This window comes from Planctobacterium marinum, assembly GCF_036322805.1.
In the GTDB taxonomy this organism is placed as follows: domain Bacteria; phylum Pseudomonadota; class Gammaproteobacteria; order Enterobacterales; family Alteromonadaceae; genus Planctobacterium; species Planctobacterium marinum_A.
On record NZ_AP027272.1, the window covers coordinates 536,668 to 559,736 of the forward strand.

At 46.4% G+C, this 23,069-nt stretch carries 20 protein-coding genes and 1 tRNA gene; 5 read left to right on the forward strand and 16 right to left on the reverse strand.

The features are described 5' to 3' along the window. The first annotated feature begins 6 nt into the window (after nt 1-6). Nucleotides 7-3,420: a PAS domain S-box protein gene (locus tag AABA75_RS02345; protein WP_338290834.1), complete on the forward strand. Its 3,414-nt coding sequence runs from the start codon at nt 7-9 to the stop codon at nt 3,418-3,420. 106 nt (nt 3,421-3,526) lie between these two features. Here the strand turns inward: AABA75_RS02345 and AABA75_RS02350 are convergent, their stop codons facing one another. The 5 genes from AABA75_RS02350 to trxA all read right to left on the reverse strand — a co-directional run bounded on the left by AABA75_RS02350 (nt 3,527) and on the right by trxA (nt 8,292). Beyond that, a complete protein-coding gene (locus tag AABA75_RS02350; protein WP_338290835.1) occupies nt 3,527-5,008 on the reverse strand; it encodes a sensor histidine kinase in 1,482 nt (493 codons plus the stop codon). Beyond that, nucleotides 5,005-5,733: a response regulator transcription factor gene (locus AABA75_RS02355; RefSeq protein ID WP_338290836.1), complete on the reverse strand. Its 729-nt coding sequence runs from the start codon at nt 5,731-5,733 to the stop codon at nt 5,005-5,007. The genes AABA75_RS02350 and AABA75_RS02355 overlap by 4 nt, the downstream gene beginning before the upstream one ends. A gap of 64 nt (nt 5,734-5,797) precedes the next feature. After that, nucleotides 5,798-6,523 carry a spondin domain-containing protein gene (locus AABA75_RS02360; protein WP_338290838.1) on the reverse strand — a complete coding sequence of 242 codons (726 nt, stop codon included), beginning with the start codon at nt 6,521-6,523 and terminating at the stop codon, nt 5,798-5,800. Between the two features lie 9 nt (nt 6,524-6,532). Next, nucleotides 6,533-7,228 carry a spondin domain-containing protein gene (locus AABA75_RS02365; protein ID WP_338290839.1) on the reverse strand — a complete coding sequence of 232 codons (696 nt, stop codon included), beginning with the start codon at nt 7,226-7,228 and terminating at the stop codon, nt 6,533-6,535. A 206-nt stretch (nt 7,229-7,434) separates the two neighbouring features. Beyond that, on the reverse strand, nt 7,435-8,292 hold the full coding sequence (gene trxA / locus AABA75_RS02370; protein WP_425325559.1) for a thioredoxin: 858 nt from the start codon (nt 8,290-8,292) through the stop codon (nt 7,435-7,437). A gap of 140 nt (nt 8,293-8,432) precedes the next feature. On the opposite strand from trxA, the gene AABA75_RS02375 reads away from it, so the two are divergent. After that, nucleotides 8,433-8,753 (forward strand): DUF962 domain-containing protein, encoded by a 321-nt coding sequence (locus AABA75_RS02375; protein ID WP_338290841.1) that lies wholly within the window; start codon nt 8,433-8,435, stop codon nt 8,751-8,753. Between the two features lie 30 nt (nt 8,754-8,783). Here the strand turns inward: AABA75_RS02375 and AABA75_RS02380 are convergent, their stop codons facing one another. The 6 genes from AABA75_RS02380 to AABA75_RS02405 form a co-directional block, all read right to left on the reverse strand. Then, nucleotides 8,784-9,800, reverse strand: a complete 1,017-nt coding sequence (locus AABA75_RS02380) for a sodium:calcium antiporter (RefSeq protein WP_338290842.1) — start codon at nt 9,798-9,800, stop codon at nt 8,784-8,786. Nucleotides 9,801-9,894: 94 nt separating this feature from the next. Next, nucleotides 9,895-10,299 carry a VOC family protein gene (locus AABA75_RS02385; RefSeq protein WP_338290843.1) on the reverse strand — a complete coding sequence of 135 codons (405 nt, stop codon included), beginning with the start codon at nt 10,297-10,299 and terminating at the stop codon, nt 9,895-9,897. Nucleotides 10,300-10,508: 209 nt separating this feature from the next. Next, a tRNA-Thr gene (locus tag AABA75_RS02390) sits at nt 10,509-10,584 on the reverse strand. Between the two features lie 114 nt (nt 10,585-10,698). Continuing rightward, nucleotides 10,699-11,832 (reverse strand): 5-(carboxyamino)imidazole ribonucleotide synthase, encoded by a 1,134-nt coding sequence (locus AABA75_RS02395; protein WP_338290844.1) that lies wholly within the window; start codon nt 11,830-11,832, stop codon nt 10,699-10,701. After that, nucleotides 11,829-12,320 (reverse strand): 5-(carboxyamino)imidazole ribonucleotide mutase, encoded by a 492-nt coding sequence (gene purE / locus AABA75_RS02400; RefSeq protein ID WP_338290845.1) that lies wholly within the window; start codon nt 12,318-12,320, stop codon nt 11,829-11,831. The genes AABA75_RS02395 and purE overlap by 4 nt, the downstream gene beginning before the upstream one ends. Before the next feature lie 43 nt (nt 12,321-12,363). Next, nucleotides 12,364-12,495, reverse strand: coding sequence for a hypothetical protein (locus tag AABA75_RS02405; RefSeq protein WP_338290846.1), 132 nt, complete (start codon nt 12,493-12,495; stop codon nt 12,364-12,366). A gap of 201 nt (nt 12,496-12,696) precedes the next feature. Between AABA75_RS02405 and AABA75_RS02410 the strand changes: the two genes are divergently transcribed. Beyond that, nucleotides 12,697-13,863, forward strand: a complete 1,167-nt coding sequence (locus AABA75_RS02410) for a Na/Pi symporter (protein ID WP_338290847.1) — start codon at nt 12,697-12,699, stop codon at nt 13,861-13,863. A gap of 73 nt (nt 13,864-13,936) precedes the next feature. Here AABA75_RS02410 and pyrC read toward each other — a convergent pair whose 3' ends face one another. Further along, complete coding sequence (pyrC, locus tag AABA75_RS02415) at nt 13,937-14,974, reverse strand: dihydroorotase (RefSeq protein WP_338290848.1); 1,038 nt, start codon at nt 14,972-14,974, stop codon at nt 13,937-13,939. Between the two features lie 191 nt (nt 14,975-15,165). On the opposite strand from pyrC, the gene AABA75_RS02420 reads away from it, so the two are divergent. After that, on the forward strand, nt 15,166-16,911 hold the full coding sequence (locus AABA75_RS02420; RefSeq protein ID WP_338290850.1) for a lysophospholipid acyltransferase family protein: 1,746 nt from the start codon (nt 15,166-15,168) through the stop codon (nt 16,909-16,911). A gap of 26 nt (nt 16,912-16,937) precedes the next feature. On the opposite strand, the gene AABA75_RS02425 is transcribed toward AABA75_RS02420, so the two are convergent. Further along, complete coding sequence (locus AABA75_RS02425; protein ID WP_338290851.1) at nt 16,938-17,444, reverse strand: DinB family protein; 507 nt, start codon at nt 17,442-17,444, stop codon at nt 16,938-16,940. 214 nt (nt 17,445-17,658) lie between these two features. Between AABA75_RS02425 and AABA75_RS02430 the strand changes: the two genes are divergently transcribed. Beyond that, complete coding sequence (locus tag AABA75_RS02430; RefSeq protein ID WP_338290852.1) at nt 17,659-18,396, forward strand: hypothetical protein; 738 nt, start codon at nt 17,659-17,661, stop codon at nt 18,394-18,396. Nucleotides 18,397-18,402: 6 nt separating this feature from the next. Here AABA75_RS02430 and AABA75_RS02435 read toward each other — a convergent pair whose 3' ends face one another. From AABA75_RS02435 to AABA75_RS02445, 3 genes are all read right to left on the reverse strand, one after another. Further along, complete coding sequence (locus tag AABA75_RS02435) at nt 18,403-19,278, reverse strand: ROK family protein (RefSeq protein ID WP_338290854.1); 876 nt, start codon at nt 19,276-19,278, stop codon at nt 18,403-18,405. 24 nt (nt 19,279-19,302) lie between these two features. Beyond that, entirely contained in the window at nt 19,303-20,517 is a 1,215-nt protein-coding gene (locus AABA75_RS02440; protein ID WP_338294785.1) for an MFS transporter, read from the reverse strand. A gap of 130 nt (nt 20,518-20,647) precedes the next feature. Continuing rightward, on the reverse strand, nt 20,648-23,059 hold the full coding sequence (locus tag AABA75_RS02445; RefSeq protein WP_338290857.1) for a TonB-dependent receptor domain-containing protein: 2,412 nt from the start codon (nt 23,057-23,059) through the stop codon (nt 20,648-20,650). Nucleotides 23,060-23,069 lie beyond the last annotated feature (10 nt).

Here is a 23,069-nt window from a genome sequence, read left to right on the forward strand (position 1 = left end):
CCTATCATGCTCAAACTTTTTTCCAGATTTACCGTCGTAAAGCAGGTTCTGGTTATCTTGCTGGTATCGGTATTTATGCAATTGTTGGTGCTGCAATTGTTTACCCAGCAAGAGCGCATCACCAGTGAAATGCAAGAAAGCATCGAAGCGATTCGCGATAAGTTTTCGCTAACCCAAGATGCAATTGAATATTTGGTGCTGGATGGCAGGGAGGAAGAAGTTAGAAAGCTGTTGTTATTGCTCAATACGGATGAGTACGTCACGCTGGTGGCGTTGCTGGATGAGCAGGACAATATTGTGATAACGACGGATTCGAAGTATCGTGAAAGCAAAAAGCAAGTCCTGCTAAAAGACTTCAATCTTAGTGCATTAGAGCAACAATTAGATATCGCTCGTCAGGAACAAAGTGCGTTGTTTCATCACTTTCGCAAAAGCGACAACGTTTTACTTTTAAAAGCACCTGTAGAGTTTTCAAGATTTAATTTAAAAAAGCAAAAGTATCGATTGTTTTTGCTGGCAGATTTGTCACAGCGCAAGTCACAAATCACTTTTAGTTCGATGCGCCACTTTTTGATCCAGATGGCAGTGATGCTAACTGCAGCAATGGTGGTTCTGTTTTTGTTTAATCGCGCGGTTCAGATACGCTTAACGCGTTTAACCCATTCTCTTCGCAATTTTGCCACCGGCAAACTGGAAACACCCATAGAGCAATATGGCAATGATGAAATCAGCCATCTCTCCAATGAAGCGAATCGTCTCATCGAACAAATCAAAGCCAGTCGTCTTGAGGCGCTAAAACAAAAGGAATATTTTGCCGCCGTATTCGAGAATATGGCAACTGCCGCCATCATTGTTGATGAACACAATCATATTCTCAGCTGTAATGATAGAGCTGACCGGCTGGCGCAGCAGTTGGATATTACTCCCGGTAGTGCTTTTTCGGATTTTTTTGTGATCACCTGTGATGGTAAGGAAGTGGGGCAATGGCAACCCGGAGAGCATGCTAATAAGTTGCCAGTGCAGGGTTTTTTGCAGCAGCAGGGCACTATATTGCGGGTCAGTGTTACGGTTTCCGAGCTAGGGCAAGCTTATGGCTCAGGAGTCGAAAAAATCGTCCTTATTCAGGAGCAACAAAAAGAATACGAATTGCAGGCGAAAATTCAGGAAAACGAACAAAAGCTGAGTCGTATTCTGGAAAACCTTCCCGGTCCCGTTTTGGTGTATCAACATCAGGGAGAATTGCAGTTTTGTAACGAACACGCCAAAGTTTTATTCGGAGGCAATGCGCAAGGATTTAATTTTCTCTTCCCCGACTGCCAATTACCTGATGTACTCAGAGAACACTTACTGATAAGAGAGGAGGGGGTTCATCAGGGACAATTATTTAAACGAGAAGAGCTAAGCTTTGTTATTCAAAACCAACACTATTGCTTTTCCGTAACTCTGTTTCCGGTGATTAATGGCTCAAATTCAGAGTCGCTGCTGGCGTGTATCATGCTGAATATCAGTGAAGAAGTGCGCAATCGCCACGAGTTGCTGGGTTCAAAACAACATTTGCAGTCTTTTGTCAGTAATTCTCCCACCCCTATCATAGAGTGGAATCTCGACTTTCAAATTACCTATTGGAACCTGGCGGCGGAAAAGCTTTTCGCACAGTCCGCTGAGAGCGTTGTGGGACGTGAATTTCATGAGGTGCTTAATTGCCGTGATAAAGGCAAATTTACAGCCCATCTCAACAACACCATCGAAGACGCTAAAGACGATTCAGGAGCACTGCCTTTTGACCTGAATAATCGCACCGTGCTTACCGAGTGGACCAGTTTTCAGGTAAGTGGCGAGCAGCAGGATACGCGCTTTGCGTCATTGGTATCCGATGTGACTCAGATGCAGGAGATGATCCACAACCTCTGCTTAAAGGAAGCTGAGAAAGATGAAGTATTGCGCTCAATGGTGGAGCCGGTGATCACCATTGATGAGAAGTGCACCGTGCTCACCTTTAATCAGGCAGCAGAAGAAAAGTTTGGGCATCGGGCCGAAGAGGTGATCGGACAAAACGTGAATATGTTGATGCCTCGAGATGTTGCTAGACATCACGATGGTTTTATCCAGCGCTACCTCAATACTGGCCAGAAACACATCATCGGCACAGGTCGAGAAGTGCAAGGCCTTAAAGCGGATGGCTCATTGTTTTCCATGTATTTGTCCATTAGCGAGTTGCCGTTGCAAGCCAATGGCATTCGTCGTTTTATCGGTAATTGCGTTGACCTAACAGTACTCAAAGACAAGGAGCGACAGCTCAACCGTGCAGTAAAAATGGATGCCTTGGGTAAATTAACCGGGGGCATTGCCCACGACTTTAACAATATCCTCAGTATTATGCTGGGTTACTGTGATTTATTATTACTCAATAACGAACTCAGAGAGTCGGACAAAAAAGCATTATCTGAAATCAGGAAGGCAGGAGACAGAGCCACTAATCTCACCACAAAACTTCTGACTTTCTCCAAAAAAGGCAGTGGTGTTACAACAACCGCCAATTTAAATGTGTTGGTGACGGATAACAAAGTAATCCTGGAAAAATCCCTGAAGCCCGGAGTAGATTTAGAGCTCAAGCTCAGCGAAGAGCAACTTAAAATCAATCTGGATGTCGGCGACTTTGAAGATGCGCTACTGAACATGGTAATCAATGCTAATCAGGCGATTGTTGACAGTGGCACTATCAGCATTACCACGTACCGAGAAGACAACGTCATTCTGGCTCAAGGTAGTGATGTGGTCTCTTGTGCTGTTTGTGAGGTGCGTGACGACGGACCGGGAATACCAGCAGAAAATCTGGATAGAATTTTTGAACCATTCTTTTCTACAAAAGGGGCCAAGGGTACCGGATTGGGTTTGAGCCAGGTATATGGTTTTGTTAAGCGCTCCGGGGGAACAATTGAAGTAGAGAGTGATGCTGGCGGCTCACGCTTCCAGATGAAATTTCCTGTTCATAGCACCGCTTCTCTTAAGGCTGTTACGCCGGTAAAAAGTACACCATTAAAAATTGGGGCAAGCAGTAAGATTTTGGTAGTGGATGATGAAACCGGATTGACTGATGTTATTGGTGCCATCCTGAAGAGCGAAGGAATTAACGCCATAACTGTTAACTCTGGGGAGGATGCGCTGAAGGTATTGGAACTGCAGTCATTTGAATTGATAATAAGTGACGTGGTAATGCCTAAGATAGATGGCTTTAAGCTGGCCAAACTGGTTAAAGAACGTTACCCTGAAACGCGCATTTTAATGATGAGTGGTTATCTCGATACCCAACTCATCCCCGAGCTGGATGAGGACTTGATTAAATCGGTATTGTACAAGCCCTTTACTCCAGAGAAGTTGTTAAAGGCCATCAGTACTGCACTCCATACGGACCTGGAATAGTCTTAGGCCATGATGCTGATTTTGCATTCTGTGGTTATTTGCGTGAAAGGGCTCCATCGCGTTAGCAGTGCTTGTCTCACCTTTTCAGATATGCCACAAATTGTGATTAATCTGGAACAGGTAACACAAAGCTAAAACAGGTACCTTTGCCCAGTACACTAGAGACTTGCAATGTAGCACTGTTGAGTTCCATAAGCTTTTTGCAGATGGCCAGTCCTAGTCCTGCGTGTATACTTCTGTCCTTTTGACTATTACTGGCTTGATAGCGAGCGTCAAAAATCGCGTTTAATTCCGTTTCCGGGATACCTACGCCCGAATCCGCTACAGAGATTGCTATGCCATCGGCTTGCGGCTGAATACTCAATGTAACATGGCCTCCACCAGGGGTGTGGCGGATGGCGTTTTCAATCAGGTTGGTTAACACTCGTTCCAGTTTGCCAATATCGGCAGACACCATGGCATTTTTGCTGTCCGGACTGACACTGAGTTGTATCGCCTTATCCTGTGCCTTCAGGGTAAATTTGGCTACTACATCATGGATAAGCTCTGCTACCGGAAAGGTTTCCTTGTTCACCTTTACCTGGCCTGATTCAATATAGGCCAGCTCAAATATCTGATCGATGAGTTGTTTCAGGTTTTGAGCATTATTTAATGAAATTTGAATAAAACGCGCTTTATCTTCGTCGCTCAAAGATTGCTGATTTAATGCCAGTGTTTCAATATAACCCTGTAAATTGGCGAGGGGGGTTCGCAAGTCATGGGATAAGTCTGTCAGTAAAGTGCGCCGGCGATTGTCCAGCTCCTGGAGTACTTCAAACTGTCCTTGTATGTGGGCCACCATGTCATTAAAGGCACATCCCAGTTTTTGCACTTCGTCGATGCTATCTCGATTCCATGGCATTGGGCTGTATCCTGAACGCGTTAAATCGTAATCTGCGGCGCGCACTGATTCCATAGCAAGAGTGAGCTTTTTCATGGGCTTGGTAAGCCAGGCAAATAAGACCACCATTAATACCAGAAACAAGATCAGGGTACTGACACCCAACAGGGTGTATTGGGCGAAGTTTCGGTCGTGGCTGAGTTTACTGACGATGGTATCGTATTGCTCGCCACCTAAAATGACATACAGGTAACCCTGCAGTGCCTGATTTTTGAAGACCGGTGCCACCGAGAAGATTTTTTGTTTTTCCGGGTTTTTTGGGTCGCTACCATACACTGGTAGTGATTTGGGGAAGTTCATAAGCTGTTTGATAGGCGCGAGGTCGATGCGAGTGAGTTTTACCTTACCGGGTTTGGCATTATCCGTAAGAATGTTTCCCAAGTGATCCAGGTAATAAAATTCAAAGTTAGGCCCCATCACCATCAGGGTATGAAAGAGATTGCTCAAAGCCTGGTAGTCAAAAACGCCTTCTTTTAACAGCGGATTGTCTTCCACCAGGTGTTTTGCCAGATTGAGGTGTAGTTGCTGTTCGGCCTGGTGGCTGATGGTGGCCTGCATTTTATCAGACCACCAAAGAAAGATACTGGTGATTAACAAAAATACACTAATGGTAGCCAGAGAAAGGCGCTGATAAAAACACAACTTCACGTCAGACCAACCCCTTCAGGGTTAAACTTGTAACCGACCCCCCAAACAGTCTGCACTATGGTGGGTGATGCCGCGTCTTGTTCTATTTTGGCCCTTAAACGGTTGATATGAGAATTGACGGTATGCTCATAACCATTATGGGAATAGCCCCACACGGATTCTAATAATTGCGCCCGACTAAACACCTGATTCGGGTGTTTTGCCAGATACCAGAGTAAATCGAACTCCGTGGCTGTCAGGTCTAAGAAGTGTTGATTGAGGCAGGCTTGTCGCGATTTGTGATCAATGCTCAATTGTCCTGTGATTAGCTTGTTTTCTTCCGCTTGTTGTGTCGATTGTTCTGCAAGCTGCTGTACCAGACTAACCTTGCGTAACTGCGCCCGCACTCTGGCTTGTAATTCGCGAACGCTGAAGGGTTTGCTCATGTAATCATCTGCACCCAGTTCCAGTCCCAATACTCTGTCGGTTTCAGAGTCTTTGGAAGTGAGCATCAAAATGGCTTGGGCCGGTTTTTCCTGGCGAATAATACGGCATATATCCAGGCCACTGAGTGAGGGCAGCATGACATCTAAAATTAATAAGTCCCATGTCTCCGAGCGGGCAATATTTAATGCTTTTTCGCCATCGGCACAGTGTCTTAATTCGGCACCTAATTCCGCCAGGTTAACCCGTATTAAGTCTGCGATGTCGAGATCATCCTCAACGATAAGTATTCTATTTGTCATTGGCTCATCAGATGGTTCAATTAAGCACAATGCCCCTTAAAGAGTGGCATTGTGCTGCCTATCATTACTCAGTGCGAGTAACCTGTATTTTGGCGATTGGATTGTCAAAGCCATGAAGTTTGCTCAATACCGATGTGCTCAAACCATCATCGACAGAGACGATACCGGGGTGCATGGCAACAAAATCCACATCATCTCTGGCGGCATCAAATCCAACGCCCATATCCACAGGACCGGGGATAGTTCCCATTACTTCCGAGTTTGCTTCAGTTCCTGAATCATAAGCCAGCGTTGTGCTGCTCCAGCTCTCTCCGACAGCCAGTTGGGCCAGGCTCTGAGCGTTGATCCCTGTAAAAGCATCATTGGTGTTCACCAACATGGTAACGACAGATAGCAGTGGCATGTCGTTGTCTTCAATACTGATAGAAATGGTCTCAGAGCCGCCAGGGGCTATAGGTGCCAAACCACTTTCACCCGCCGCAACAACAGGAAGTGCCAGTAAAAAGCTGTTGTCGCCACCTTCGGCAAGATATTCCAACTCTTCAGAGGCGGTTTCCCCCAATGTCCAAAGTCGTCCTTCAGAGTGCAAAACTATCGCTGCTGGAGAAAGAGGTTGGGCGCTCGTCAGGTTGGTTATGGTAATGTCATAACTGCTGACAACCGGTGCTGGCGGTGTCACTTCAGGCTCTTCCACAACGGGATCGTCATCATCACTACAGGCTGAAAGCACCAAGGTTGAGGCCAATAACAAGGCCAGATGTCTGGCAGTTTTTGTGCTGTTAATTTTCATGGCGGTCACCTACTGTACAGTGACAGTTAATTTCGCCACTGGGTTCAACCAGCGCTGGACACTGCTATTGATGTCGCTAACTCCTGCATCTTGCATGCTGTCGCCCAGATTCCCTCTGTGAATATGTACTGTTGTATTGGTTTCTTCCGTTGTAACCCCGGTGCCACCAGTGCCAACCAGGCCTTCGAGAGGTGGAGGCACCGGCATGCCGGCCACACCGGGGGCACCACCACCACGGATCTCATCATTGGCTTCTGTACCCGCATCGTAGGCGTTGAGATAAACAGTGTAGGTGCCTGCTTCTTCAGGAATGACCCAATTATCCAAACCTACAAAGGCATCGTTGGTGGGTAATAACATGGCGGTTAGCGACAATACGGTATTATCTGTGTCTGTGCTCAACATAAAAGTGCGGCTGTTACCGGGAGCGGTAAGCTCTGCTTGTATCTCTGCGCTATTGCCGTTAACACTGGCCACAATACTTGCAAGGCCACTGACATCACCCCCTTCGGCCATCATTTGCAATTCAGCTGAGGCGGCTTCGCCAGTTTCAAACAAGGATGCTGTCGCCGGGTGAGCGGACACCAGTATTGGCGTGTAATAAATGCCCTGAGTTAGATTTTGAAATTCAATAGTGAGTTCTGCCGCGTTTGCAGAGGCTGTAGCCATCATTGCAGAGGCGAATAGGGTAGTGCGTAGTTTCATGGTTTTCCTCGAATTGTTAATAGTGGTCTTACAACACGAGAAAAAGTATGGAAGCCATTTATCCCAAAAGTATCACGAAAGTTTTACGATTTGGTACGAATTGGTGGCGAATCCATTCGAGAGTTTTATATAGCAGTGCTAATGGAAAGGTTGCCGCGCAAGCCATTGATGCCTGCGCGATAAATATTGTTGATACAGGGTCAATATCAATACAGCATGGCATAGAGCTTGCGGCGGTAAGTGGCGGCCAGACTGTCGCCTTCAGGCAGTGCATTGATGGTATCGATCATCAGCTTTTTAGCATCGCCAAAGTTAATATCTCGTTGTAGCACTTTTAACAGTAGTGCCAAACCTTCTTCCTGACGATTGTTTTGCTGGTATTGCACGGCGAGATCCACCTTGGCTTGCAGATCCTCAGGGTTTTTATCTACGGTTTCTTCTAAGGCTAAAATTTCTGGCGATTGTGAGGCTTTTTCTGCCAGTTCCAGTTTGCCTTTCAGCGTTTGGTAGTCAGCGTCTTGATCCACCAACATGACACTGTCCAGTAACTCTTTGGCTTGTGCCAAACGGCCTAGCTCTAATAAGGTATGGATAAGCGCAAACTTGATATCGGTTCTGTCTGGCGCGGTTTCGAATGCGGTTTTCAGTAGAGGAAAGGCCTCATCGTATTTGCCTTCCGCCATCAGTTCACCGGCATTGGTAAGCAGACCATCTTCTACTTTCGGAAGGTGTTTTTCTAATAATGCTCGGATTTCACCTTCAGGCTGGGCACCCGCAAAGCCATCAATGGGTTGGCCATCTTTTACAAGGATCACGGTAGGCAGATTGCGCACACCAAATTGCATGGAAATGGCTTGCTGTTCATCACAGTTTACCTTCGCCAACAACAAGTCTTGAGGATACTCTGCAGCGATCTTTTCCAGTACGGGCATTAGAGATTTACATGGCTCGCACCAATCGGCCCAAAAATCGATCATCACCAGACGTTGTTGAGATTCTTCCAGCACGATCTGCTGAAAGTTATCCGGCGTCATATTTACGATGTTACTGGTCACTTGTTCCACAGGAATTCCTTAAACTAACTGAATTGCTAACTATGTATGGGCTGTCAGGGTCAACACAAGCTCAATTGTCATCTGATTGACAGAGTTTTATTTATATTGTGCTAAGTTAAGCATATTGCAATGCTAAATGAGTGAGCGCTATGTCTGAGGTTACACCGCCAAAACAGTTTGCCTCTTTTGCCGAATTTTATCCTTTTTATCTTTCTGAACACGCCAATCAAACCTGTCGACGTCTGCACTTTGTTGGCTCAACACTGGTACTGGTTTGTATTGCTGCGGCAATATTCACTGGCAATTGGATGTTGCTTTGGCTATTGCCCGTCATAGGTTATGGATTTGCTTGGGTAGGGCATTTTTTCTTCGAGCATAATCGCCCTGCTACCTTCACTTATCCGTTTTATAGCTTGTTGGGAGATTGGGTGATGTATAAGGATATTTTGACCGGCAAAATCAAGTTTTAAGGGGAAAGGTGTTGAGTTCCCTTGGAATCCTTATACATTGCTGGTGATTAAAACAACGGCGATAACATAAACCCCGAGCATCAGGGCACTTTCAAAGCCGATTCGGCCGATACCGTACTTTTCCCGTAAAATCATGCCCAACAATAGGATTGCTGACATGAGTATTGCTACCAGGCCCCATGTCATTTGCAGTGGGTCCATTGCGTGGTAAATGCTGCCATCGGTATAGCCAATATCTGCGGCGGCCACCACCAGTATATTAAAACAGTTAGTTCCAAATATATTACTCACAGCCAGCGTTAGTGCGCCAATTCGAATCGCGGCGATGGTGGTCACTAATTCGGGCAGTGATGTCACCAGGGCCGTAAAGACCCCTCCCACCAAAGTATCAGGAAGCCCGGTCTGGTGGGTTATTTCCTTGGCAGCTCCCATCAATACCCAGCCGGCTACAGCAGTAATGAGTGCAAGACTGAGAAATGAAAACCAGAGCAGTGCTGCGTTCTGTTCGTTATTCGGAGATATATCATCGGTCACTGTTTGATGGGTTTTGCGAGGAAACCACATGGGGCGTTTTTGGGTTTTTTGTACCAGATGTAAACCAAAGAGATAAGCAACAATGATTATTGGCGTTACAGGATGCACGTTAAAGCCCGCTATCAAAGGGGTAAATACGGCAAACATAGGCAGGGTCAACAACGCAATCAGTAAACCGGCAAGCATCAGATTGACGGGAGATGCGGCAGCGTGCTCCAGATTGGCCTTGCGATAGAGAATGTCTGCTACCCCCAAAAACGCGAGGTTAAGCACCATGCTACCCATAATATTACTTATGGCTAAATCTGCCCGACTATCCAATGCGGCACTCAATGTTGAGGCAAAGTCTGGCAGTGAGGTGATACCGGCCAGGAAAACGATACCAAACAGCGCTTCCCCCATGCCAGTTTGGTCGGCCAGAGTGTCGGCTTGTTTTACTAATTTAACGCCTGCGAACACCATGACAAAAGCTGCAGAGATAAACAGTAAACAACTTAACAGGAGAGGGGACATCACAATTCTCTTTTTGAGTTTAAACTGCTATTCACGTCATTTTATACACAAAGATGATTGCTTTTCATTGCTATCGGGCCCGGTGAACTTAATCTTAAATCATTGAGCGCAACTCTACCGTATTGCCTTGCGGATCTTTGATGTAAATGGAATTGCCGAATCCCTGAGCCCCATAGCGTTGTTCGAAATCCCCTTCGGTGATACCAAAGTTTGCCAGATGCAATTTGATAGCTGCATCGGATATGGGTTTGAGCTGCAGGCAAAAATGGTCCATATTGTTGCCCGTTGCTGACGGTGCCTCACCGCCAAGCTTGCCCAATTTACTCTTCACAGTCACCAGGTCAATCAAAGCACTTCCGGCTCGTAACTGAACTAATCCGTTCTCTGGAGAGGTTTCTCTCTCGACAGTGCAGCCCAGTACATTGCAGTAAAACTCAAGCATCTGCTGGAGTTTTGAGGTTCTCAGTACGATGTGATCAATGGCAGTGATTTCCAGCATCAGACCTTACCAATCTATATGGATGACTATAAATTTAGCCCAAAAAACCTGAATTCAGAAGCTTGGGTAGGGGGGAGTAAATAAAACTTATTTGTTTGGCGTTGGAATTTGAAGTAACAGAGATGATACGAATAATCGAACTGATCAGTTCGACATCTGAAATAAAGTACAAGATTTGAATAATAGAAAGAATCGGGGAAGAGAAGGAATGGTGCCGACTGCCGGAGTCGAACTGGCGACCTACTGATTACAAGTCAGTTGCTCTACCAACTGAGCTAAGTCGGCACACTAAAACCTTTTCGCTGTGATGCTATGCATCGAAGCGGGCGCCATTTTAGCGACGCCCTTTATTTTGTCAAGCACAATCACGTACTAAATTGAATAATAATTGCAGTTTTATTATTGCAGATTCTCCGCCAAGGATTTGAGTAGCGGGAAGCTCTCTTCTGGCAGATGTTTTTGCAGTTCCAGTAAACGGCTAGACAACGTCGCTTTATCTGACGCGCTGACATTAAAATGTCCCAGTTTTCGTTTAGCACGCGCGGTTTTCCCATACCAGTGAATATGGCAACCGGGAATAGCCAACATATCTCGGCTGAAACTACCGCAGCCAATAATATTCACCATGGCTGTTGCCGAGCGTAATTCGGTTGAGCCCAGTGGTAAACCACAAACCGCCCGCAGGTGGTTTTCAAATTGACAGGTGTCAGCTCCCTGCATGGTCCAGTGACCCGAATTGTGCACTCGTGGGGCAATTTCATTCACTAGAAGTTGTTCTTCAACCTGGAAAAATTCCACTGCTAACACACCCACATAGTCCAGTTCTTCCGCGAGCTTTTTGAAAATATTTTCAGCCTGAGCTTGTAGATTCTCAGTGATTTGAGGCGCCGGAGCGATAGTCAGGTGTAACTGACCCTCGTGATGGTGATTTTCCACCAAGGGATAAAATGCAAATTCGCCTGTTTGTGAGCGAACACCCACAAGTGAGACTTCTCTGGAGAAGTTGATCATCTTTTCCACGATAATCGGCACGGTGTGCAAGTCCAGCTTGGATAGTGCCAGGCTCAATTCGCTAATGTCGGATTTGTCTTTTAAGCGCCATTGACCGTAACCATCGTAACCATCGCGACTGGCTTTAAGTACCAATGGTGTTCCCAACTGCTCAACGATTTCTGGCAATTCACTGACGTTGCTCATAACGCGGAATTCACTGGTGGGAATGTCCAGACTGGCCAATAGGTTCTTTTCTTTAACGCGATCAGCTCCGGCGCGAATAGCGGTGATGCCGGGTTTGAGTTTGCCAGTTTCATCAGCGAGTTTAAGCAAGTGCTCTGGAACGTGCTCAAACTCAACAGTAATTACATCAGCATCATCAACGGCTTCGGCTAATGTTACTTTGGCAGGTGTTTTACTGATGGGGTTGATAACCTGATCTTTATTGACATCGACGGCTCTGACGTGAATACCCAATGGACATCCAGCCAGATACATCATTCGGGCTAGTTGCCCACCGCCATAGACGAGCGCCTTCATTCAGGTAACTCCAGCTCACCTTGCTCCAGCACGGTCGCTGTTTGTGTTTCTCTGAAGTTAATTACGCGTTTTCTTAGCGCTTCATCGTGGTTTGCCAGCATTTGCGCGGCCAATAGTCCGGCATTGGCGGCACCCGCTTCGCCTATAGCCAGCGTCCCTACGGCAACGCCTTTTGGCATTTGTACGATGGATAACAATGAGTCCAAACCACTGAGTTGTGAAGAACGCACTGGTACGCCCAATACAGGTAGGTGGGTATGCGCGGCAATCATACCTGGCAGGTGTGCAGCACCGCCAGCGCCGGCAATAATCACTTCAATACCTTGTTCAGCGGCACCTTCGGCAAATTCGGTTAACAAATTGGGGGTACGATGCGCCGATACCACTTTGGCATCAAACTCTACACCTAAATCCCGTAACATTAACGCTGCTTTTTGCATGGTTGGCCAATCAGATTTTGAGCCCATCACAATCGCGACTTTTGCCATGAATACCTCGGTTTTGCCTGTTGGAAAAAATGCGCATGATACCTCACAACGCCATGGTTAAACTAGCAATCCACTTAAATAATTCCCGCAAATACTCGGTGATCTGAATTTTCCTGATATTTTCCCCTACAAATTTCGCTATGGCATAGATATTCGTCACGATTATCTTTGCCACAAGTCCGTTGCTTTTGTATATAATGCCGCAGTTTTGCAAAACTCTGTGCTGAATCAATGAATTTTCACGAAAATGTAAGACAATTGTGAGAGCTTTCATCCAACTTGTTTGAAAAAGTTCAAATACAAGTGGCATGTTTTGATTCTAAGCGCTTCAGTTACCCTATAAGTACTGTGTGCTTGTGTATTGTTGGAATTATAGATGACTCATTCAAATCTTGAAGAATCGCAGAATAAGGAAGTGCAACTTCCCTCAGATTCTTCAAACAGAGCCAAGAAGTGGGCCTTTCTGGCACTTCTGATTTATGGCGTTTTATTGGCCGTTACCATCATCGGTTCTGGCTTCAAACTGGCAACAGGTGACCACGCTCGAGAATTATTCGAATTTGCCTCTAACCCGATAATGGGCTTGATTATCGGTATGGTAAGTACTGCGCTTATTCAGTCTTCCAGCACGGTGTCTTCAATTATCGTTGCCATGGTGGCGGGAGGTTTACCCATTACCATAGCCGTACCCATGATCATGGGGGCCAATATCGGCACCAGTATTACCAGCACCTTGGTGAGCTTGGGGCATGTTGCGGATAAAAAAGAATTCCAACGGGCTTTTGCTTCAGCCACCATCCACGACTTTTTTAATATCCTCAGCGTCTTGATATTCTTGCCTTTGGAAATCGCCTTTAATCTTCTGGAGCGCATCAGTGCTACTTTGATGGAGTTCTTCCACATTGGTGGTGGCTTGTCGTTGGGCGGTTTTAATCCGCTTAAGGCAATAACTGCGCCGGGAGCGGACTTACTGAAAAGCCTGTTTTCTTTCTTGCCGGATGAGTGGGCTGGGGCATTAATGGCCATGATTGGCGTTGGTTTAATTATTTTGTCCATCACCTTTATGGGTAAAACTATGAAGTCATTGATGGTGGGTAAGGCCAAAGATATTTTGCACAGCAGTATTGGTAAGGGTCCCATTAGCGGTATTACTTCGGGTACTGTAATTACGGTACTGGTGCAATCTTCTTCAACGACAACATCATTAATTGTGCCGCTGGTAGGCAATAATGTACTGACACATCGCGATATTTATCCTTTCGTATTGGGGGCAAATATCGGTACTTGTATTACCGCCGTCATCGCTGCTCTGGCAGTAACGGGGGCCAATGCTGGTTTCGCGCTGCAAATAGCCTTAGTGCACTTTTTGTATAATTTCCTGGGAGTGATAGTGATTTATGGGGTTAAGTTTTTGCGTGAAATTCCCATCAAAGCTTCCCATGGCTTATCTATGAAGGTGGCTGAACAAAAATTGTGGGGATTGGCATATATCGTTGGTTTGTTTTTCCTGGTGCCCATTTCCGCGATATTTTTAACTAATTAATCGCAATCAAAAAGCAGACACAAAAAAGGCAGCAAGGCTGCCTTTTTTATTGCTGTATTTTAAGTTCGTTAACTCAGTCAGTTTTGAGTTTCCATTGCAGTTCCTGACCCGCAAAGAATGGCACGATAGGATTGCCATTGGGCAGATTGATGGATTCTGGAACCGTCCAGCTTTCCCGCACCAGCGTTATGCTGCCAGAGTTTCTTGGCAGACCATAAAAATCCGGACCATTGAAACTGGCGAAGGCTTCAAAGTGTTCCAGCGCATCCAGTTCTTCAAATACTTGTGCATAGAGCTCGATAGCACTCCAGGCGCTGTAACATCCAGCACAGCCACAATCACTTTCCTTTTTGCTTTTTTCGTGAGGCGCCGAATCGGTGCCCAGAAAGAACTTTTTATTGCCAGATTGCACCATAGCGCGGAGCGCCTGTTGATGGGTATTGCGCTTCAGTACAGGTAAGCAATAGTTGTGTGGCTTGATACCGCCCACTAACAGATCATTGCGGTTGAGCAGTAAATGTTGTGGTGTGATCGTGGCTGCAATATTGTCGCCTGCGTTAGCCACAAAATCAGCCGCGTCTTTGGTGGTGATGTGTTCCAGAACGATTTTAAGCTTGGGGAAGTCAGCTACGATTTGTGTCAGGTGTTGTTCAATGAACTCTTTCTCGCGATCAAAGATATCCACGTGAGATTCCGTTACCTCGCCGTGAACCAATAGTAACATGCCACAATCGGACATTGCCTGAAATACCGGGTAGAGACTCTGTAATGATGAAACACCGTCTTCAGAGTTTGTAGTCGCTCCCGCTGGATAGAGTTTTGAAGCAACAATTCCACCTTCTTTGGCTTTAAAGATAGTTTCAGGACTGGTGCTATTGGTTAAATAGAGGGTCATTAACGGCGTGAAGTTTTGACCAGAGGGAATCGCTCTTTCTATGCGCTCCCGATAGCTATTAGCCAGGCTCAGGTCGGTGACAGGTGGTACTAAATTCGGCATCACAATAGCGCGATTGAAACAGCGGGAAGTTGCAGGAACCGTTTCTGCAAGCATATCGTTATCACGGAAATGTAGATGCCAGTCATCCGGCGTAGTAATTGTAAGGTGGCTCATGGACTGTCCAAATAGTGAATTTTAAATTAGGTCAACACGCTCTAGTATGGGTAGATTTACTTTTTTTACCACCCTCCGACAGGTAAGGAGATGAAATTTTTCTTAACCCTATGGTGTCTGACATAAAATTGTGCCAATGTCGGTCACATATACAGATTATATTAAATTTTACCTCTTAGCTCACGAACAACATGACCTCACAGATTAGTCTGGCCTCTTTGCTGCCGCCGGAAAAGCAAAAAACACACATCACACTGCCCATTCGTTTGATTGATAAAATTATGGGGCTTGCCAAAATGCAACGCTTGTACGAAGCCAACAATATGCAGGGACTGGCTAAAGAGGAATTTGCTGATAAGTTACTATCGGTTTTAAATGTGACTATCGAGGGTGAGCAAGAGTTGCTCTCCAAGGTGCCTAAAACCGGACCTGTGGTGATTGCCAGTAATCATCCTTTCGGTGGACTTGAAGGGGTAATTTTGGCCCGCCTGTTGGGCAAAGTCAGGCAGGATATAAAAGTACTGGCGAATGTCGGGCTACAAATATTTTCTGAGCTGCAGGACTACTTTATCTTTACCAACCCGCTTTCTGAGCGAGATCCCCGCAACGGACCTTCTTTGCGTACCAGCATGGCGCACGTTAAAGCGGGTGGGGCGTTGCTGCTATTTCCTTCAGGTAAAGTGAGCTATAAAGAGCGCCAGCAAAATCGTGTGGTAGAACATCCGTGGAATCGCCTGGTGGCAAAACTCGTGCAGTCATCACAAGCGCAGTTTTTACCTGTCTGGGTTGAGGGACAAAACAGTGACATGTTTTATCGTATCGAATCTATTTATTATCCATTGCGGATGCTGTTTTTAGGACGAGAATTACTCAACAAAACTAATGCTATCGTTAAGTTAAATACCGGAAATAGCCTCGCGGCTAAGTATTTGGTGGCACAACAAGCGGGGCAGGAGCAGGCTGACCTGGCGCGCTGTTTGAGTGTGGCTTGTACTGATGAATGGCGTCACGATTGGCCCAAACTCAATACGGCAAACTTTTCATCACTTGCCGAGCCAGTCGACAAAGCGACTATCCTGACCGAAATTGCCAATCTACCTGCAGAACAGCATTTGGTCACTTATAAACAATTTGATGTTTATTACGGATTTCAATCTCAACTTCCTCAAGTGGTTAATGAAATTGCTCGCCTCAGAGAGTTGGTGTTCAGGCAACACGATGAAGGCAGTGGGGAGCCAAGGGATACTGACAAATTTGATGCCACTTACACGCAACTGTTTATTGTCAATCGCGAAGAGGGACAGATCATCGGTGCTTATCGCATGGGCCAAACCGACAAACTATTGCAGCAAAATGGTGTAGCATCTTTGTATTTATCGCAGATGTTCGAGTTTGATACGGGTTTTTACAACCAACAAGAGCCGTGCCTGGAAATGGGGCGTTCTTTTCTCATTCCCGAATACCAGCGCAGTTACTACGGTTTGTATTTGCTATGGCGCGGTATCGGTGCATTTGTTTGCAAATTCCCTCAATATCGCCGCTTATATGGCACTGTGTCTATAAGCAAGTTATATGACAAGCGCAGTATCGCGCTGATGGAAAAGGCGCTGGTTCGTCCCCTTTCTACAGTGCGTGCCAGAACACCCTGGAATATACCATTACAGCCAGATCTGCAGGCGTTTGCTCAGCAGTATGATTTGGCTGAGCATCTGACCTCATTTTTGAAAACACTGGAAGCAGACGGCAAGGATATCCCCGTTTTACTCAAGCATTACCAAAAGCTTGGTGCGGAGTTCTACTGCCTGGGGCTCGATAGCAATTTTGCCGATACACCGGGATTGCTGCTTTGTGTTGATCTGCTCAATATGCCGGAAAAGTTGGGTAAGCAATATTTAGCTGAAGGCTGGCAGTCCTACAAAGAATATCATCAACAATAGTGGTCGAAAGTCACTTTTCAGGCCATTTAGCCAGTTAATTCACCGCGTTGGAAGCTTGCCGTTGCCGGTGCCAGCCCAAAGCTTTCATCCAGCTGGATGCCCTGAGATTTAGCAATTAGCTTCAGTGTGAAATAGTGGTGCACGGCGTGACTGGAGACAAATACCAACTCTCGCCCCAATGTCGAATTGCCTGCAAAGTCTTGTTGGCTACTAATGGATATTTCAGAAATAACGCTGACTGGGTGGTTTAGTTGCTCTTCACTCAATTCAGCAAGCCAGGTCTCTATTTCGGTGAGTTGCTCCAGGGCCTTGCCGCGGTGTTTTTCAGCATCGCAAAAGCGATGGCGTACGTTGTAGTTGACTACAGCTTCATTGGCATCCATTACCGCCATATAGTGGTCAATGATGTGCCGCATGTGGGCACCGGCACTGCTGTTAAATAGAGGTTTTACGATTTTGACGTATTGTGCATCAGTGAGCTTGAGCAGGTACTGCTTGCCTTGAGCTATTATTTCCAGTTGGCTTGCTATCATTATTTTTTAGTTTTTTCTGTTTCAGGCTCATAGACCAGCTTACTTAACTTATGCTTTCAATGGCAAATTAAATTGCGCGCTTTTTACCAAAACAGCGCACTTATTGGGTAGAATTTGATACTTTGCAATCCTGATTTCCTGGTCTACCTTTAGCTATGGATCCGCGTAAATGAAATGCGTTTAATACGTTTGTAGTAATGATTAAGGAATTTTAGTGTTAGCCGTTGCAAGTGTGTTTAACAGGAAAGTATTCAAATCAAAAACCTTCTATTTTTTATTGTCGCTCTTTATTGCTGTTCCAGCTCAAGCCCAAGAATGGCGTGTGGTGACAGAGCTCTTACCGCCACTGCAAATAAAACAAGGTGAGAATGTTGCTGGTGAAGCGGTAACACGGGTACGTGCTCTGCTGGCGGCCAATGCCTTGGAACTGCCCATCGAGGTATATCCTTGGGCGCGCGCTTACGAGTTGGCTAAAAATCGTCCCAATACCCTGATTTTTTCCATGGCCCGATACGCCTCTCGAGAACAGAGTTTTCACTGGATTGGCAGTATGGGAGAGATCCAATTCAGTTTTATTGCCTTGGCAGATCGGGAAGAAATTCAGATACACTCCGTCGAAGATGCGCAAAAATGGATATTGGGCACGGTGCGCAATGACTTTATTCACGATTGGTTATTGCGCAAAGGCTTCTCTGAGGACAAGCATTTCGTGGTGCGCAGTGATTTGTCGGAGCTTGCAGACTTACTCTACAAAGGCTTAATTGACGGACTATTAGTCAATAAAGAGGTAATCACAATTATCGCCGCCCAAAAAGGTTATGACGCAGAACGCATCCGCGCCTGGTTTCAACCTCATGATCTCAGCACTCACCTATATTTGGGGGCCAATATTGATTCTGATATAGAGGTGGTTAAAAAGCTGCAGGCGTCTTATCTGCAGCTTTTTCAATAGCCCTGTTTAGTTGTCTAAAACCAATGCCAAGGCTCCGTACAATCCTGATTTATCCTCTAATCCAGGCAAACAAATGAGATCTTTGAATGCGATATCCGTAGGCAAGGTTAGGTATTGATTTAAGCTACGCTCAGTATACTTAACTACCGCTTCCAGTAGTCCGGGTTTTTGCATCACACCGCCACCTAAGACGATTTTTTGCGGACTATAGCTCACTAAAAGATTGTGGCAAAAAGTACCTATCACCTGTGCCTGAATATCCCATGCGCGATGATCCTCTGGTAGGGTTTCTGCTGGTTGTTGCCAGATTTGCGCCATGGCATAACCGGACGCCAGACCTTCGACACAGCTACCGTGATAAGGGCAGACGCCTTTAACGCCATCGATTTCGCCGATGATCATGTGCCCTGCTTCCGGGTGGATCAGGCCATGCACGGGCTTACCATTAATAACGATACCTGCGCCTACCCCTGTTCCGATAGTGACATACACCACCGTGTCACAACCCATGCCCGCTCCCCAAAGATGTTCTGCCATGGCAGCGGCATTAACATCGGTGTCGATGGCGACTTGACAGCTGAGTGCTTCAGCCAGAATTTGAGTTATCGGGGTGTCACTCCAGTGAGGTTTTGGCGTCGCGGTAATATTGCCCCATGTCGCTGAATCCGTATTGAGATCTACCGGGCCAAAACAAGCCAGTCCCAGCGCGTCAAAAGCCAATTCTGTTTGTTGTTGTTTAAAAAAGTCGGTACAAGCACTCAAGGTCTCGTCTGGCGTTGTGGTGGCAATACGGTGCTGGGCAATAATGTTTCTTGAATTGTCGATGATTGCGCAGTTAAATTTGGTGCCACCCGCTTCAATTGCGGCATAAAGCTTGTTCATGCTCAATTCTCTCTAATTTATCAATTAGTTTTGATATTCAGTTTTTTCAATTTCTGCCAGCCTGGTTTCTGTTGGGTTTCTTAAAAAGTTGTAGAGAAAACCAATGAATAGAAATGTGGCAAACCCGGTGGCAACGATAAAGCCGTACATGGCATCGCCGCCGAACGCATCACTAACGATTCCCATCACCAGTGGTCCGGCAGCTGCACCTGCGGCAGTAAAAAATAAGATCACTCCTGCTACCGTGCCATGCTCGTGTTTCGGGAAACAACTGATGCCTTTGGAGTTAATCGTGGGATAAATCACCGACATAAAAATGCCAGACAAAGGGAACATATAGAGGGCTACTTCACGGCCTCCCCAAAGACCGCCAATAAAACAAACCATAATGGCGAAGCTGAACATCAGCATTACCAGTGCCCAGTTAAAGTGCTGCATCATCCAGATACCCACGAACCGGCCAATGGCTCTCAAGGAGAAGAAAGCGGAAACGGCATACATGGCCAGCATTTGCTCCGGGCCTTCAGAGTAACAACTAAAGGTGGCTTCAAGGGTGGTAGCATCGCACATCAGGTAGCTGGGCATCCAAACATAAATGGCGCTTTCTGCAGCTACGTACAGGAAAGCCGCTATGGAAAACCCCATAGCATAAGGATTGCCAAGCAGCTTCAGGCTGCGTCGAACGTCAATGGGTTCGTCGGCTTTTTGGCCTTTACTGTGGTCTGGATAATCTGCTTTCCAGGCCATCAAAATTAACAGAGTGCACAGAACTCCAGCAATAACATAGAGCCAGGTCCAGTGGACGCCTTCTCGAATTAACCAAGCCACAATCAATGGCCCGATAATGGCTCCCACACCAAAAAAGGCTTCGGCACCGTTCATGGTGCCTGTGTGCTCTTTAGTGGAGGTTGAAATATCACCAATCAGCGCCAGTGCGGCGGTTTTAAAAATGCCTACAGCGAGACCAGATAAGGTGATCAAACCTAAAATGAAGGTGAAAGAAGTGCCTACCAGAAACAAATAACAAGACAGGGCAAAGAGTGCCAGACCCAGCATTATGGTTTTTTTGCGGCCAAACTTATCCGCCAAAAAGCCCAAAAACAGCCCGGAAAAGGCAATACCCACCATAAACAGGGAGTGCATCAAACTAGCCTGGGTATTGTTGACATCAAATTCGCGTTTTACTTCTTTGATGATTTCGCCCACCGAATCGGAGGTCATCGCGAACATCATAAACATCAAGTAAGTTAACCAGCGTATCAGCTGCAAATTGCGTTGCTTCTGTATATCTTGTGGGGACATGACTTTCTTCCTCAACCTCAAATTCGGGGTAACAGGCCCGCATTCAACAGGCCTGAATTAACGGCTATCAGAACTGATACTTCATGGTCACAGACGTAGTGCGACCATTGATAGTACGGGCCCGAATAATGTCATTGGGACCAGCGCTACCTTCTTCTGCTTCCGTGATACCCACCGTATCAAATAGGTTGTTAACGTTTAATGCCACCGACAGATTTTCAGTAATACTGTAATCCACAAAGGCATTCACTTGGGTGTAGCCGTCGAATTTCAGGTCATTATTATCCTGAGCATAGGCATCTGTCGTACCGATAAGGTTTAACCCGGCTGAGCCATTGTCGAACTGATACGTACCGGTTAGCTGATAAATAACATCTGCTTGACGGCGCGGTGTATTACCTTCAACCGCAGGATTAAGTGCGTCTTTGGCAATCTCAGCGTCAGTCCAGGTAAAACCGCCTTTGAAGGTCCAGTCACTCACTACATAGGCAGCTTCAACTTCAACCCCCAAAGCTTCGTATTCGCGATCAAAGAAGTTTTGCGAAGTGGCTTCGAAGTTTTGCTCTTCGGTTTCAGCATAAAAGCCGGTGACGAAAAGACCCAAACCATCCTGGCGATACTTTAGGCCCAATTCGTATTGGTCCACCATATCGACAGCATCTTCATCAGCTACGGAACCATCAGCTCGCACTTTACCAAACAGCAAACGATCTGCATTGGCACGACCGCCCTGGCTCACGCGAGCGAATACTGCCATGTCATTATCAATGCGATAGTTAGCACCAAAAGAGTAGGAGTTATAACCCCAATCATAGTTTACGGGCATTGCATTGGCTTGATCGGCAGAAGCAACACTTTGTTCCGGGATGGAAAGCACGCCATCGCCATTCATATCGATGCTGCTGGTTACTGCACCAGCGTATGTACCTGTAGCGTCACCGGAGTCGCGGCGGAAGCTGGCTTCTAATGTCCAGTCGCCAAATTCACCAGAGACGGCGATATAAGGGGCATCGATGTTGTATTGAGTGTCATAGTTGCGCTGACAGCAGTTACCCCAGAATGGCACGCCATAGGCATACAAACCATTGTCTGAGTAATTCGTGCCATCTGCGGCTACTGCATCCAGTAGCGCGGCATTGTCGCCTTTCACTTCCATTAAATAGGAGTTCCACAACCAGGACATCTTGATGTTTTGTCTGGCTTTGTAGAAACCTAAGGTGAGTGAAATATTGTCGAAGTCACGCGATAACTGCAGGTCATTGGCGTAAGAATCAAAGTCCTCCATTTCCACATCGAAAGTGTGCACGCGCATTACCAGACCATTACCTGTGCTGTCGGTGTATGCCTGTCCTGCGTTTGGTCCATTAGCATAAACTAAGCCTGCGCCATCACCCGCAATACTTTGTGCAACACTGGAAGCACTGGCCACTTCAGCAGGGAAAGGTGAGACAAAGTCACCGGAAACACTGGACTTGCGGAAACGATTAACTAATTGCCAGTCATCACCCATATCAAAGTTAGCTTCAAAACCAATGCTGTTAACCACCGGATGCATGCCATCGCGCAGATCGCCACGACTGATCTGGCCATCACCGTTTATGCGCAAGGTATCTTGCAGGTATACTGAGTGAGGTGTATCTGATTGAGCATCAAATCCCGCGATAGAATCACCATCGGCATACATTGGCATTGGCAAATAACCTGTGCTCTTGTCATCCAGGTGCTTCAGATAAACACGCACATAGCCCGAGTCGAACTCTTTAGTAAAGTTAGCTTTAATTTGACCACCTGAATTGCCGTTATAACCAGTTTCGCGGGGCCCTTCGCCTTCGCGGAAAAAACCACCAATATGGAAGCGGGTAGAATCGTTAATTTCATCACCGTATTCAAAGTCGGTGCGGAAGGTGTCGTAATCTAAACCAAAGGTGGTGGCCACACTGCCGCCACCGAAGTCACCGGTTTTACTGATGAAGTTGATTACGCCACCAGGAGAATTACTGGCCATAGTGGAAGATGAACCACCGCGGATGGCTTCAATACCGGAGATGGTGGAGTCAGCGCGAATAAAGATATCGGCATTACCGAAAGCCACGTCACCAAACTGCATCACCGGTAAGCCATCTTCTTGCAATACCAAGAACTTCGCGCCACCTGCTGCTACGGGTAAGCCCCTTACGGCAATATTCGCGTTACCTTCACCACCGGTTGATTCTGAGCGAATGCCAGGTATGGAGCGAAAAATTTCCGCCGTAGCTCTGGGGGTAGCAACGGCAAAGTCGCCCGGGCTCAAAGTACTGGAGGAAACACTGGAGTCCATTCTCGATGTCGCTCTGGCTGAGCCTGTTACCATGATTTTTTCAAAATCTAACACATCAGCACTGCTATCGGCAGTGTCGGTTTCTTGTGCATGGACCCATGCCGGACTAGCGGCAAATGCCAATGCGATAGCGAGTGCAATTGGGGAACGTTGCTTGCTCATTATTTTCTCC